At 56.1% G+C, this 13,861-nt stretch carries 10 protein-coding genes and 1 CRISPR repeat array (1 of these 11 running past the window's edge); of the genes, 4 read left to right on the forward strand and 6 right to left on the reverse strand.

Annotated features, from left to right (window positions below; all coding sequences use genetic code 11):
* Nucleotides 1-34 precede the first annotated feature (34 nt).
* Nucleotides 35-1,459 (forward strand): dihydrolipoyl dehydrogenase, encoded by a 1,425-nt coding sequence (gene lpdA / locus G9X48_RS14255; protein ID WP_004388373.1) that lies wholly within the window; start codon nucleotides 35-37, stop codon nucleotides 1,457-1,459.
* A 313-nt stretch (nucleotides 1,460-1,772) separates the two neighbouring features.
* Nucleotides 1,773-2,504 carry a conjugal transfer complement resistance protein TraT gene (gene traT / locus G9X48_RS14260; protein ID WP_004388372.1) on the forward strand — a complete coding sequence of 244 codons (732 nt, stop codon included), beginning with the start codon at nucleotides 1,773-1,775 and terminating at the stop codon, nucleotides 2,502-2,504.
* A gap of 55 nt (nucleotides 2,505-2,559) precedes the next feature.
* Here traT and G9X48_RS14265 read toward each other — a convergent pair whose 3' ends face one another.
* Both G9X48_RS14265 and G9X48_RS14270 read right to left on the reverse strand, forming a co-directional pair.
* Nucleotides 2,560-3,384, reverse strand: coding sequence for a DUF2950 family protein (locus G9X48_RS14265; protein WP_097640976.1), 825 nt, complete (start codon nucleotides 3,382-3,384; stop codon nucleotides 2,560-2,562).
* On the reverse strand, nucleotides 3,368-4,861 hold the full coding sequence (locus tag G9X48_RS14270; RefSeq protein ID WP_097640975.1) for a DUF3300 domain-containing protein: 1,494 nt from the start codon (nucleotides 4,859-4,861) through the stop codon (nucleotides 3,368-3,370). The genes G9X48_RS14265 and G9X48_RS14270 overlap by 17 nt, the downstream gene beginning before the upstream one ends.
* Before the next feature lie 905 nt (nucleotides 4,862-5,766).
* On the opposite strand from G9X48_RS14270, the gene acnB reads away from it, so the two are divergent.
* Nucleotides 5,767-8,364 carry a bifunctional aconitate hydratase 2/2-methylisocitrate dehydratase gene (gene acnB, locus G9X48_RS14275; protein ID WP_085959006.1) on the forward strand — a complete coding sequence of 866 codons (2,598 nt, stop codon included), beginning with the start codon at nucleotides 5,767-5,769 and terminating at the stop codon, nucleotides 8,362-8,364.
* An 85-nt stretch (nucleotides 8,365-8,449) separates the two neighbouring features.
* Here the strand turns inward: acnB and G9X48_RS14280 are convergent, their stop codons facing one another.
* Nucleotides 8,450-8,830, reverse strand: coding sequence for a hypothetical protein (locus G9X48_RS14280; RefSeq protein ID WP_004387876.1), 381 nt, complete (start codon nucleotides 8,828-8,830; stop codon nucleotides 8,450-8,452).
* Between the two features lie 183 nt (nucleotides 8,831-9,013).
* On the opposite strand from G9X48_RS14280, the gene yacL reads away from it, so the two are divergent.
* On the forward strand, nucleotides 9,014-9,379 hold the full coding sequence (gene yacL / locus G9X48_RS14285; RefSeq protein ID WP_007707680.1) for a protein YacL: 366 nt from the start codon (nucleotides 9,014-9,016) through the stop codon (nucleotides 9,377-9,379).
* A 28-nt stretch (nucleotides 9,380-9,407) separates the two neighbouring features.
* On the opposite strand, the gene speD is transcribed toward yacL, so the two are convergent.
* From speD to G9X48_RS14300, 3 genes are all read right to left on the reverse strand, one after another.
* Nucleotides 9,408-10,202 (reverse strand): adenosylmethionine decarboxylase, encoded by a 795-nt coding sequence (gene speD / locus G9X48_RS14290; RefSeq protein WP_004387874.1) that lies wholly within the window; start codon nucleotides 10,200-10,202, stop codon nucleotides 9,408-9,410.
* Between the two features lie 14 nt (nucleotides 10,203-10,216).
* The gene (gene speE, locus G9X48_RS14295; protein WP_007864424.1) at nucleotides 10,217-11,068 is read right to left on the reverse strand and encodes a polyamine aminopropyltransferase; all 852 of its coding nucleotides are present in this window, start codon (nucleotides 11,066-11,068) and stop codon (nucleotides 10,217-10,219) included.
* Between the two features lie 123 nt (nucleotides 11,069-11,191).
* Entirely contained in the window at nucleotides 11,192-11,539 is a 348-nt protein-coding gene (locus G9X48_RS14300; protein ID WP_015386992.1) for a YacC family pilotin-like protein, read from the reverse strand.
* 377 nt (nucleotides 11,540-11,916) lie between these two features.
* Nucleotides 11,917-13,861: direct repeats of the CRISPR family, unit length 28 nt; unit sequence GTTCACTGCCGTACAGGCAGCTTAGAAA (it continues 90 nt past the right edge of the window).

The following is a 13,861-nucleotide window of genomic DNA, read 5'->3' on the forward strand; positions in this document are numbered from 1 at the left end:
GTCAGACCCGCCGGAAAATTACAAAGAGGTCATGATGAGTACTGAAATCAAAACTCAGGTCGTGGTACTTGGGGCAGGCCCGGCAGGTTACTCTGCAGCCTTCCGTTGCGCTGACTTAGGTCTGGAAACCGTAATCGTCGAGCGTTACAGCACCCTGGGCGGTGTTTGCCTGAACGTAGGCTGTATCCCTTCTAAAGCGCTGCTGCACGTAGCGAAAGTTATCGAAGAAGCCAAAGCGCTTGCCGAGCACGGCATCGTTTTCGGCGAGCCGAAAACCGACATCGATAAAATCCGCACCTGGAAAGAAAAAGTCATCAATCAGCTGACCGGCGGTCTGTCTGGTATGGCCAAAGGCCGTAAAGTGAAAGTGGTGAACGGCCTGGGTAAATTCACCGGCGCGAACACCCTGGAAGTGGAAGGCGAGAACGGCAAAACCGTGATTAACTTCGACAACGCGATCATCGCGGCGGGTTCTCGTCCGATTCAGCTGCCGTTTATTCCGCATGAAGATCCGCGCGTATGGGATTCCACCGACGCACTGGAACTGAAAGAAGTGCCGAAGCGTATGCTGGTTATGGGCGGCGGTATCATCGGTCTGGAGATGGGTACCGTTTACCACGCGCTGGGTTCAGAGATCGACGTGGTTGAAATGTTCGACCAGGTTATCCCGGCTGCCGACAAAGACGTAGTGAAAGTCTTCACCAAACGCATCAGCAAGAAATTCAACCTGATGCTGGAAACCAAAGTGACTGCCGTTGAAGCGAAAGAAGACGGTATTTACGTTTCTATGGAAGGCAAAAAAGCGCCGGCGGAAGCGCAGCGTTACGACGCGGTGCTGGTAGCTATCGGCCGTGTACCGAACGGCAAAAACCTGGATGCAGGCAAAGCGGGCGTGGAAGTGGACGACCGTGGCTTTATCCGCGTTGACAAACAAATGCGCACCAACGTGCCGCACATCTATGCGATCGGCGATATCGTCGGTCAGCCGATGCTGGCGCACAAAGGCGTTCACGAAGGTCACGTTGCCGCTGAAGTTATCGCGGGCATGAAACACTACTTCGACCCGAAAGTTATCCCGTCTATCGCTTACACCGAGCCGGAAGTGGCATGGGTGGGTCTGACCGAGAAAGAAGCGAAAGAGAAAGGCATCAGCTACGAAACTGCCACCTTCCCGTGGGCAGCGTCTGGCCGTGCTATCGCTTCCGATTGCGCAGACGGTATGACCAAACTGATTTTCGACAAAGAAACCCACCGTGTCATCGGCGGCGCGATTGTCGGCACCAACGGCGGCGAGCTGCTGGGTGAAATCGGTCTGGCTATCGAAATGGGTTGTGACGCGGAAGATATCGCGCTCACCATCCACGCGCACCCGACCCTGCACGAGTCCGTGGGTCTGGCGGCAGAAGTGTTCGAAGGCAGCATTACCGACCTGCCGAACCCGAAAGCGAAGAAAAAGTAAGTTTTCTCGCTACATAAACGCCTCTTCGGAGGCGTTTTTTATGGCTGTTATTCAGCAGTGCGTCTTCCCTTATTCTTTAACTACCTAATCTGGTAGGAAATTTTCGCTAATCTTCTTCCTTGTATCGCCGATAACAACGTAATAAAGGCGTTTTTGCCGCCGACGGCACGCTCTGGATGCTCAGGACTGTGTGGACAAGGAACGTATTCATCCCCGCTTTGCTTTGCTCATCTCAACACGGTGACGGTGTCTTGCTGTCAACGGCGTGTCTCTTTTTTTCACTCTGGTGACTTTCAATAAAAAAGGAAAAGGTATGTCTGTAAAAAAACTGGCTGTCGTTAGCCTGGTATTAGCCGCGTTTACCCTCACTGGCTGCGGGGCAATGACCACCGCTATCAAGAAACGCAATCTTGAGGTGAAAACCCAGATGAGCCAGACCATCTGGCTTGAGCCGTCTTCTGAGAAAACCGTGTATATCCAGGTGAAAAACACGTCAGACAAAGACATGAGCAACCTGCAAACCCTGCTGGCGAACGATCTCTCCGCCAAAGGGTACAAAGTCACCAGCTCGCCGGACTCTGCCTACTACTGGATCCAGGCGAACGTCCTGAAAGCCGACAAAATGGATCTGCGTGAAGCGCAGGGCTACCTGAAAACCGGTTATGAAGGCGCCGTCGCGGGCGCAGCGCTGGGTGCGGGCATCACCGCGTACAACAGCAACTCTTCCGGTGCGGCGTTAGGCGTTGGCCTGGCGGCGGGGCTTATCGGCATGGCGGCTGACGCGATGGTCGAAGATGTGAACTATACAATGGTCACCGACCTGCAAATTTCCGAGCGCAGCAAAGCGACGGTGACGACGGATAATATTGCCGCGCTGCGTCAGGGCACCTCCGGCGTGAAGCTGCAAACCAGCACCGAGCAGGGTAACCGTGCGAAATACCAGACGCGCGTGGTGTCCAGCGCCAACAAAGTTAACCTGAAATTTGAAGAAGCTAAGCCTGCGCTGGAAGCGCAGCTGGCGAAATCTGTCGCCAGCATTCTGTAAGCGGCATAACGATGGGCCGTCAGTACACGGCCCATCGGTTTTTTGCGTAAAACCCTTACGGAGCGACGGGTTCCCACGTGTTATCGAGATAAGCCGGGTCAATAGCGCTGGCGCGCTGCGCCGTATCCGTCCCCAGGTTTGCCTGAAGCACCCGATCGTCCTGCTTTACAATAAAACTCATCACGCCCGTTTCACCGTAACTGACAGGCCAGGCTAACATCGCAAAACCGTTGTCGTGAGTGGGCACAAGACGGAAATGGTAACCGTGATAGCCCATATCCTGCCTTTGCGGGCTGAACGCCGGGCCGAGCGGGCTCGGTGCCTCGCCGGGTTTCACCGGCCAGTAGAGGCCATCTTTCTTCCCCTCGCTGCTGATGATTTTCTCTGCGTAACGCTGATTCAGAGCGTAATAGCTCTGCTGAGCATCTACTCCGGCATGGAGTGCGGCAATCGCGGCGAGTTCGTTGCGCCCGATCGTGCGGGTGAGGATTTCCTCCGCCGCGCCCTGCATGTCGAACTGCCAGCCCTGCGCGTGTTTGACGAGAGGAACGGGCAATTGCCAGTCCTGCGCGCCTACTTGCAGATGTGCCGTATCGCCCTGCAGGACGATATGATGATTTACTTTCCAGTCGCGCAGAAAACGGCTGACTTCCTCAGGATCGGCACCTTCGGGTGGCAAAATCTCGCGCCAGTCATCGCCAAGAAGATGATTTAAGGCCGCCTCGTCGTGTGTCGAAATCGCCTCCGTCAGGGCGTCAGCGGCCTGATTCGGCGTGCTGAATTGCGCCTGTGCAAAGGCGTGCGATGCGGATAACCCGAACGCCAGCGCGGCGAGAAATGTCGATTTCACCTTTTTCTCCTTCTTAGTGATGGCGTTCATGCTGACGATGCTCAATGTGCCGTTCTCTTACCGGCGTGTCCGGGCGGTGGGTTGCCGCCAGATGACGGCTCTCTGAACCACGCTGCTGCTGTTCCTGCCAGCGGGCGGAACGGCTGTCGTTACCGCTGAACGCGCTGGCGTGCAGATCGCGATAAGGCGCATGTTGTGTCGCGTCATGGAAAGGGCGTTCCGACGCGTTATGCGCGTGACTGGCCAGCCGTGCGCTTTCGGGTTTGATATCGTAACCGCGATAGTTGCTACGCTGGGCGCGCGCCTGCAACGACTGTCGGGCGGCCTGGTGCGGGGTATTCACCGTGGCGTTGTGCCCCGTGGCCTGCTGAAAGCGCGCGGCCGCCGCCTGGCGCTGTGAGGCGCGATCGACCGGAGTGTGCGCTGTGCTCAGGCCCGTAGCGCTGGAAGGGGAGTGAAACTGCGCGGCGACACGGCTATCAGCATAGCCGATACCGTTGCGATACGCCGGATTGGGGTGCCAGGGCATCGTGTTTCCGCGCCGGTTTTCACCGGTGATTCGATTGTAGTTATTCACGTTAATATTGATGTTATCGCCATTGTGCCAGTAGCCGCCGTCGTGGCGATCGTGATGGTGGTAGTCATCGTCATGATGATGGTGGTGGTCATCATCATCCCAGTCAATGGCGCTGAAAAGCGCATACGTTGTGGCGACACCGAGACTGTATCCCAGCCCTCTGACAAAACTGTTGCCGAACTGCTCGCCGGGCGTTGGCGGCAAATAAACAGGCGGGTACGCCGGGTTCTGCCAGGTGCCATACACGGTTGCCGGATTATAGGTTGGCACATACACCATCTCGGGGCTCGCTGGTTCAATTTCGATAACGGTTGAACTGCGCGGCGCGGCGGCAGGTTTTTCCGGTGAGACTGGCGGCGCGGTTCTGGTGATGGTCGTTACCTTTTGCTGTGGCGAAGAGGTGAGCGCGCCAGTCTGTTGAGCCAGCGCGCGCAGGCGCTGTACCGACGCCATGACGTCATCAGGCTGTGCCAGGAAGGCATCGCCCAGGTTTTGTATCCACGGCGGGTTCTGCCCCAGCAGCGCCATTAATTGCGGGAACGCCACCAGCGATTTGACGCTGGCGTCCCACGGCTGCCCGACCACCGCCTGAATGGCGGCGTCGCCCTGGGGCGTGGGATGGTCCTGTGACCACTGCGCGGCCTGCACCATATTCATCGGGTAAGTAGAGGCCATCAGGATCTGCGACAACAGCGCATCAGGGTAGAGCGCGATGGGCGCGACCCACTGGTCGATTTGCGCGGCGGAATATGTCGGTGTGGTTGCGGGCGCAGGCGTGGGTTGAGGCGGCACCGGCGCGGAGGGTGGTGCCGCGACAGGCGCTTCGGCGGCGGAAGGCACCTGACTTTTCACAAACAGGACGCCTGAGGCGCCGAACAGCCCGGCGCTGCACAGCAACGCGAGCAGGTGTGGCTTTAAAGGCAACTTCATAGATGACTCCGGGGCTCATGGCGCCATACGGGCGCTGACGTTGCCGCGAGTATTATCTACCCGAGTTTTCCTTTTTTAACCTTAACAGGGAAAGGGACGTGTGAGTCCGGAATAAGAGTGTGAGTATTTATTACGCAATTATAACTGATAACGAAGCGCAGGGCAGGGAGACGTAGAAGACCGCCCTTGCGGGCGGTCAGCAGCTTAATTGCCCAGATTCAACACCAGCAGCACCGTGATGTCGGAAATATTCCAGCCACCGTGTGATGCCGCCAGCAGTGAACCCAGCGCAACGATGAGCGCAAAAAGCCAACGCATCTCCATTGCGAGTAGTCCCGAAGGCGCTACGTTGATCCTCTCTTCACCGGGAAAGGCAGAACCAGGCAAGTGTGTCGTACTCGCCACGTAGGTTGTTGGAACTGCTTCCGGGCCCGGTGACTGGCTGCTACACCAGCGAAGCAGGCCAGGCGCTACTGTAGCGAGCCGGAGAAGAGGCTCAAAGGGCTTTTCGGCGTTTGCAGCGACTTACATGTAAATTCTGAAAGCGGTACGCAAAACGTACATCCGGGCTTGCGGGCTTTCCGTTCTGATGCCATCATTCGCCCTGTGTCGTACTTGCCACATAACTGTGCAACGGTGTCTGCTACCACTCGCGCACAACAGAGAAACCGCCACCCGGCGGTTTTTTTGTGCCCGAAAACACACTTCTGAAACGTGTTCTGCGTAGCTTAACGATTCAGCAAAGATTTAATGTTGCTTTTTTGTAAACAGATTAACACCCCACTAAATTCCTGCTATTCTGCCCGTCGCGGATCCGGGCATTTACCCTACAAACTGCTGTCTCACAGGAGCGTGAAGAGAGAAGCCTGGCTCCCACTATGACAATGAGAGCGAGGAGAACCGTCGTGCTAGAAGAATACCGTAAGCACGTAGCTGAGCGTGCCGCCGAGGGGATTGTAGCCAAACCCTTAGATGCAACCCAAATGGCCGCACTCGTCGAGCTGCTGAAGAACCCGCCCGCGGGTGAAGAAGAGTTTCTGTTAGACCTGCTGACCAACCGTGTACCCCCAGGCGTTGACGAAGCCGCCTATGTAAAAGCAGGTTTCCTTGCCGCTGTCGCCAAAGGCGAAGCCACCTCCCCGCTGGTCACCCCTGAAAAAGCCGTTGAACTGTTAGGCACCATGCAGGGCGGTTATAACATTCATCCGCTGATTGAAGCGCTGGATAACGACAAACTGGCACCGATCGCCGCCAAAGCGCTGTCCCACACGCTGCTGATGTTCGATAACTTCTACGATGTCGAAGAGAAAGCGAAAGCGGGCAACGCTTATGCGAAGCAGATCATGCAGTCCTGGGCGGACGCCGAATGGTTCCTGTCGCGCCCGGCGCTGGCAGAAAAAATCACCGTCACCGTGTTTAAAGTGACCGGTGAAACCAACACCGACGATCTCTCACCTGCGCCGGATGCCTGGTCGCGCCCGGATATTCCGCTGCACGCCCTGGCGATGCTGAAAAACGCCCGCGAAGGCATTGAGCCGGATCAGCCGGGCAGCGTTGGCCCGATCAAACAGATTGAAGCGCTCCAGCAGAAAGGTTTCCCGCTGGCCTACGTCGGCGACGTCGTGGGCACCGGCTCATCGCGTAAATCCGCGACTAACTCCGTGCTGTGGTTTATGGGCGACGACATCCCGTACGTGCCGAACAAACGCGGCGGCGGCGTGGTGCTCGGCGGCAAAATCGCGCCGATTTTCTTCAACACGATGGAAGATGCGGGCGCGCTGCCGATCGAAGTGGATGTGTCAAACCTGAACATGGGCGATGTGATTGACATCTACCCGTTCAAAGGTGAAGTGCGCCACCACGAAACCGGTGAGCTGCTGGCGAATTTTGAACTGAAAACCGACGTGCTGATCGACGAAGTGCGCGCGGGCGGTCGTATTCCGCTGATCATCGGCCGCGGCCTGACCACCAAAGCGCGTGAAGCGCTGGGCCTGCCGCACAGCGACGTGTTCCGTCACGCGAAAGATGTGGCTGAAAGCAATCGCGGCTACTCGCTGGCGCAGAAAATGGTCGGTCGCGCCTGCGGCGTCGCGGGTGTCCGTCCGGGTGCCTATTGCGAGCCGAAAATGACCTCCGTGGGTTCTCAGGACACCACCGGCCCGATGACCCGTGATGAACTGAAAGATCTGGCGTGCCTCGGCTTCTCCGCCGATCTCGTGATGCAGTCCTTCTGCCACACGGCGGCGTATCCGAAGCCGGTTGACGTCACCACGCATCACACGCTGCCGGACTTCATCATGAACCGCGGCGGCGTGTCGCTGCGTCCTGGCGACGGCGTGATCCACTCCTGGCTGAACCGTATGCTGCTGCCGGATACCGTCGGTACCGGCGGCGACTCCCACACCCGTTTCCCTATCGGGATTTCGTTCCCGGCGGGCTCTGGCCTGGTGGCGTTCGCTGCCGCGACCGGCGTGATGCCGCTCGATATGCCGGAATCGGTGCTGGTGCGCTTCAAAGGCCAGATGCAGCCGGGCATTACGCTTCGCGATCTGGTACATGCGATCCCGTATTACGCCATTCAGCAGGGCCTGCTGACCGTTGAGAAGAAAGGGAAGAAAAACATCTTCTCGGGCCGCATTCTGGAAATCGAAGGCTTGCCGGACCTGAAAGTGGAGCAGGCGTTTGAGCTGACTGACGCCTCTGCCGAGCGTTCTGCGGCGGGCTGCACCATCAAGCTCAACAAAGAACCGATCATCGAGTATCTCAACTCCAACATCGTGTTGCTGAAGTGGATGATTGCAGAAGGCTACGGCGATCGCCGTACGCTGGAGCGTCGTATTCAGGGCATGGAGAAGTGGCTTGCCGATCCGCAACTGCTGGAAGCGGATGCTGACGCGGAATACGCGGCGGTGATCGAGATCGATCTCAACGAGATCAAAGAGCCGATTCTCTGTGCGCCGAACGACCCGGACGACGCACGTCTGCTCTCTGACGTGACCGGCGATAAGATTGACGAAGTGTTTATCGGTTCGTGCATGACCAACATCGGTCACTTCCGTGCGGCCGGTAAGCTGCTGGATACCCATAAAGGCCAGCTGCCGACCCGTCTGTGGGTGGCCCCGCCGACCCGTATGGACGCCGCGCAGCTCACCGAAGAGGGCTACTACAGCGTCTTTGGTAAGAGCGGTGCGCGTATCGAGATCCCGGGCTGCTCGCTGTGCATGGGTAACCAGGCGCGCGTGGCGGACGGCGCGACGGTGGTGTCCACCTCGACCCGTAACTTCCCGAACCGTCTCGGTACCGGCGCGAACGTCTATCTGGCGTCTGCCGAACTCGCCGCCGTCGCGGCGCTGATTGGCCGTCTGCCGACGCCGGAAGAGTATCAGCAGTTCATGTCCCAGGTGGATAAAACCGCCGTGGACACCTACCGTTACCTGAACTTCGACCAGCTTGATCAGTATACTGAGAAAGCGGACGGCGTGATTTTCCAGACCGCGGTATAACGCACCTCTGCCCGGCGTTATTCGCGTCGGGACAGACAGTAAAAAGGGAAGCCACTGGCTTCCCTTTTTTATTGCGGTTAACGGCTCACGACTCCGCTTTGCCGTCGTAGCGCGGCAGGCTCACCACCGGATAAGTAAACTCGCCTTCCACCTGACAGCGCTCCGGTTTCTGCTTACCGGCGTCAAACAGCACATAGCGCTCTTTGTCGGGGAAATAGATCAGATCGTCGCCGTTACGAAACGAAATCATTTCATAAGGCACGCCGTTGTCGGTTTTGCTCTTTTCAATGCCGGAGGCTATCTGGAAGTGATCTTTCCACTTCATCGTGGAGAGGTGATATTTAAAAAACGAGACCAGCACATTGCCGCGATTAACGCATTCAAGGCGAACCGCTTCACCGGCATACGCGTGGGAGAGCGGCAGCGCGACGAGCAGCAGCGCGCGGCGCAGAAGAGTAAAGTTCACAGGCAACCTCAATACAACAGCACTTAAGATAAACCAAGAGTAACACAGCTCATGCAACGGCTTGTCTACAAGGGTGTTGTCAGTTTCGTCGGCGGCTGCGCTTTTCTTTCCGTTTCATGCTGCGATAATAACAAGAGATAAACAAAGCAGCGGCCAGGCGACGCCCGGCCAGAGGAAAACACCATGGATTATGAATTCTTGCGCGACATCACCGGCGTGGTGAAAGTCCGCCTCTCAATGGGCCACGAAGCGCTCGGGCACTGGTTCAACGAAGAGGTGAAAGGCAATCTGGCGCTGCTGGATGAAGTCGAAGCGGCGGCGCGCGACGTCAAGGGCAGCGAGCGGCAGTGGCAGAAAACCGGCCATGAATACACGCTGTGGCTGGATGGCGAAGAAGTCATGGTGCGCGCCAATCAGCTGGAATTCTCCGGCGACGAAATGGAAGAAGGAATGAGCTACTACGATGAAGAGAGCCTGTCGCTCTGTGGCGTTGAGGATTTCCTTCAGGTGGTGCAGGCGTACCGCGATTTTCTGGCGCAATACGGATAACGGCGGCGCATCCGTGCGCCGCGCAGGATCATACGGACGGGATATTGCGTCCGTAATAGATTTCACGCATCTCTTTCCAGAGCTGGTCGGTAATGACCTTGCGCTCTTCTTCGGTTAACTCTTCCGGCCGGGTGTGGAACATGTAGTGCTTAAGGTCGAACTCTTTAAGCAACATTTTGGTATGGAAGATATTTTCCTGATAAACGTTCACATCCATCATGTCATACAACGATTTAATGTCGTCTGACATAAAGTTCTGTATCGAGTTAATCTCATGATCGATAAAGTGTTTCATACCGTTGACGTCGCGGGTAAAGCCGCGCACGCGGTAGTCGATAGTCACGATATCGGACTCAAGCTGATGGATTAAATAATTCAGCGCCTTCAGAGGCGAAATCACGCCGCAGGTTGACACTTCAATGTCGGCGCGGAAAGTGCACAGGCCGCCTTCCGGGTGGCTTTCCGGGTAGGTGTGGACGCAGATATGGCTCTTGTCGAGGTGCGCGACCACGGTTTCCGGCAGCGGGCCGGGGTGCTCGGTTTTGTCGATAAGCTGCGGGTCGACCGGCTCTTCGCTCACCAGAATCGTGACGCTGGCGCCCTGTGGCTCATAGTCCTGGCGTGCGATATTCAGAATATTGGCGCCGATGATCGAGCAGGTTTCCGTCAGGATTTCCGTAAGACGGTTGGCGTTATAGAGTTCATCGATATACGCGATATAGCCATCGCGTTCTTCCGCCGTTTTGGCGTAGCAAATATCGTAAATACAAAAACTCAGGCTTTTGGTCAGGTTGTTAAAGCCATGCAGTTTCAGCTTTTTCAATTTTTATCACCTCCTTAGGATGCCTGAGACGCCAGGGCATCTTGCAAATATTGCGGCAGAGCGAACGCTGCCGTATGAATGGCCGGATTGTAATAACGGCACTTCAGCCCCGCGGTGTGAAAGCGCGCCTGTAAGGTTTCGAGCGGGAGTTTGCGCAGGGCGTCGTTATCGGTGGCCCAGGCGAACGTCATAATGCCGCCGTAATAGGTGGGGATCGCCGCCTGATAAAAGCTCACGTCGCCAAAGTAGTGGCTGAGCTTTTTATGGCTGTCGATGGCTTCATCCTGCTGGAGAAAGCAGACGCCGTTCTGCGCGACGAAAATCCCGCCCGGATTCAGGCAGCGCTTGCACCCTTCATAAAACGCCGACGTGAACAGGCTCTCTCCCGGCCCGATGGGATCGGTGCAGTCGGAGATAATCACATCAAATTTCTGGGTGGTCTGGTTGACGAAATTCACACCGTCGTCGATCACCAGCGTAAAGCGCGGATCGTCATAGCTACCGGCATTGTGGTTAGGCAGATGCTCGCGGCAAAACGCCACCACGCCGGCGTCGATTTCCACCATCGTGATGGATTCCACGCTCTGATGACGCGTCACTTCACGCAGCATCGCGCCATCGCCGCCGCCGATGATCAGCACGCGCTTCGCGTGGCCGTGGGCCAGCAGCGGCACATGCGTCATCATTTCGTGATAGATAAACTCGTCGCGTTCGGTGGTTTGCACCACGCCGTCCAGCGCCATCACCCGGCCAAAGGCGGAGTTTTCGAAAATAATCAGATCCTGATGATCGGTTTTTTCGCGATAGAGCACTTTGTCGACGGCAAAGTATTGACCAAACTGATCGTGCAGCGTTTCGTGCCACATAGGATTCTCGGTCACGGGCTGATTCCTCCTTCGTTAACACCCCATAAAAACGGGCGCAACATCATAGCTAACTATGACCGTAGATGCACGGTCACCATTTCACCAAAGGAGCGGGGGAGGGGATTACTTCACGTAGGCAAGCAGGCTTAGCGAATCACGCGCCAGGGCTTTGCACTTTTTAGCGGTAGGAATAGCGATGCCGCTCAGATCGCGGTAACTGTCCTCGCCGAGCGCCTTCATATTAAAGCTGTCGTAATTGCTTAAATCCCACTGATTCTGCTGGGCGAAAAAGACCAGCGCGCGACGGATCTGCCCGTTCGGCAGGTTCTGGTAGCCACAATCATTTTTCAGAAAAACAAAAACCGCCGTCAGGTCGGCCATGTCTTCCGCTTCTGATTCACTGAGCGCAAAACTGTTAGTGGAAAAGGCCAACAGACAGCCCAGAAACATTAGCCTGACTACTTTTCTCATCACGTCTACCACTCGCCAACCAATACCCAACGATAGCACATTTCGTTCAGGCGCGACGAGGAGATTTCTTGCCTTTAACGCGCGGATAACTGCCTGTTTCAGGCGATGTTGTACGAACATCATCGACCAGAAAGCAGCAGAAAAATCCCTCTATACGATACGGCAATCGCGCGAGTTAACGCACCGAAGAGCAAACCACTGAACGAATGAAACGATAAAAGTGATGGGCGTTGCGCCTGGACGTCTAAACCCTTTTTTATGCTCCGCTTGTAAGGCGTTGATTTTTAATGCGTGCAGTTGTGGTGATAAAAAAGGGTTTCAGGCGTTAAAAGCAAAAATTTGTTTTCAATTCAGGCATTCCGGTAATATTCGCTCCTGTTCACTGCCGTACAGGCAGCTTAGAAATGCGCGCACTCAGGTCATTCAGCCTGCGCTTGGTTCACTGCCGTACAGGCAGCTTAGAAATGCCCGTGAAAAGACCAGTAATCATCCTCTTCGTTCACTGCCGTACAGGCAGCTTAGAAACCGCAAAACTGGAGTGGGCCGCACAGGAGGGGTGTTCACTGCCGTACAGGCAGCTTAGAAATGCCTGACCTGATGAAGGTGCGCGGCTCAATGGTTCACTGCCGTACAGGCAGCTTAGAAAGTCTCCGCCAGCGCGCCCCAGCCCTGCGCCGCGTTCACTGCCGTACAGGCAGCCTAGAAACACTGATAGAGGCGCAGCTCGCGCATAACCTCGTTCACTGCCGTACAGGCAGCTTAGAAATCTCCAGTGCCATCCTCAGCCCCGGCGCTATCGTTCACTGCCGTACAGGCAGCTTAGAAAACCTGTTGCGCGTTCTGCGCGCGGGCCTGCGCGTTCACTGCCGTACAGGCAGCTTAGAAAAGGGAGGACACGCGGCGGCCGTCAACGTAGCGGTTCACTGCCGTACAGGCAGCTTAGAAAAGCGCGAGCTTGACATGTTAAATATCTAAGGAGTTCACTGCCGTACAGGCAGCTTAGAAACCGCCGTCGCGCTGTTCTGCGCGGATTTCTCCGTTCACTGCCGTACAGGCAGCTTAGAAATCCGTCCGATCGTTTAACGACTGGAAGGAAAGGTTCACTGCCGTACAGGCAGCTTAGAAAAGAGAAAGGTGCGAACGGCGTACCGGACAGGCGTTCACTGCCGTACAGGCAGCTTAGAAACAGCGCTTCGGCGATAATCTTCTCGCCGCGCGGTTCACTGCCGTACAGGCAGCTTAGAAAACCAGCTATCGACCGCGCCCACATCTGCGTCGGTTCACTGCCGTACAGGCAGCTTAGAAAGTTACGCCAAAATCAACGGGCGATAACTGCAGGTTCACTGCCGTACAGGCAGCTTAGAAATTTGCCGGGATCGTCGCTCATCAGCATCATCAGTTCACTGCCGTACAGGCAGCTTAGAAAAGCTCCTGCTCACACGCCGACAGGTCGTCGTAGTTCACTGCCGTACAGGCAGCTTAGAAAACACTATAGTCACCTAAATTCAGAGACGGTTTGTTCACTGCCGTACAGGCAGCTTAGAAATATGGCTGCGACCGATATTGCAAAAATCGTTGGTTCACTGCCGTACAGGCAGCTTAGAAACGTGCAGAACTGACCTCAACGCGCGCCGCGACGTTCACTGCCGTACAGGCAGCTTAGAAATCACCCACACTCCACGGCCCCAGGTGTAGCGAGTTCACTGCCGTACAGGCAGCTTAGAAAAGTTCGCGCACGAAGTCGGCTGTATAAAGCACGTTCACTGCCGTACAGGCAGCTTAGAAAGCTGAGCAGATACAGGCAGCTTAGAAATTGTTGTGCAGGCCCGCGAACGCCTCTGTGTTGTTCACTGCCGTACAGGCAGCTTAGAAAGCGAACAGCAAACGGCCCGGAAACACCTCATTGTTCACTGCCGTACAGGCAGCTTAGAAAGTTTTAATGCCGAAGAAGGCACGGCTGACCTTGTTCACTGCCGTACAGGCAGCTTAGAAATCTGGCGTTCGGTTTGCGGCGGTATCGTCCCAGTTCACTGCCGTACAGGCAGCTTAGAAAGTTGTGGTGAATGCGCAGGCTGATGCGCTGATGTTCACTGCCGTACAGGCAGCTTAGAAATCAGAATGGCCCAGCGATGACGGCTACCGAAGGTTCACTGCCGTACAGGCAGCTTAGAAAGTACGACCCGCAGATTGCTGAGTACGAGCAAAGTTCACTGCCGTACAGGCAGCTTAGAAAAGCGCTGCTATCAGCTCAAGAACGGCAGCGGGGTTCACTGCCGTACAGGCAGCTTAGAAAAATGGGGTCATTATCGGTTCCTCCGTGAT

It is taken from the genome of Cronobacter sp. HA18006 (assembly GCF_011605445.1).
In the GTDB taxonomy this organism is placed as follows: Bacteria; Pseudomonadota; Gammaproteobacteria; order Enterobacterales; family Enterobacteriaceae; genus Cronobacter; species Cronobacter sakazakii.

Excerpts from the sequence above, each read along its gene's own strand:
- lpdA (WP_004388373.1), top strand. The coding sequence starts at position 35 with ATGAGTACTGAAATCAAAACTCAGGTCGTGGTACTTGGGGCAGGCCCG.
- traT (WP_004388372.1), top strand. The coding sequence starts at position 1,773 with ATGTCTGTAAAAAAACTGGCTGTCGTTAGCCTGGTATTAGCCGCGTTT.
- G9X48_RS14265 (WP_097640976.1), bottom strand. The coding sequence starts at position 3,384 with ATGAACGCCATCACTAAGAAGGAGAAAAAGGTGAAATCGACATTTCTC.
- G9X48_RS14270 (WP_097640975.1), bottom strand. The coding sequence starts at position 4,861 with ATGAAGTTGCCTTTAAAGCCACACCTGCTCGCGTTGCTGTGCAGCGCC.
- yacL (WP_007707680.1), top strand. The coding sequence starts at position 9,014 with ATGGATTATGAATTCTTGCGCGACATCACCGGCGTGGTGAAAGTCCGC.
- speE (WP_007864424.1), bottom strand. The coding sequence starts at position 11,068 with ATGTGGCACGAAACGCTGCACGATCAGTTTGGTCAATACTTTGCCGTC.
- G9X48_RS14300 (WP_015386992.1), bottom strand. The coding sequence starts at position 11,539 with ATGAGAAAAGTAGTCAGGCTAATGTTTCTGGGCTGTCTGTTGGCCTTT.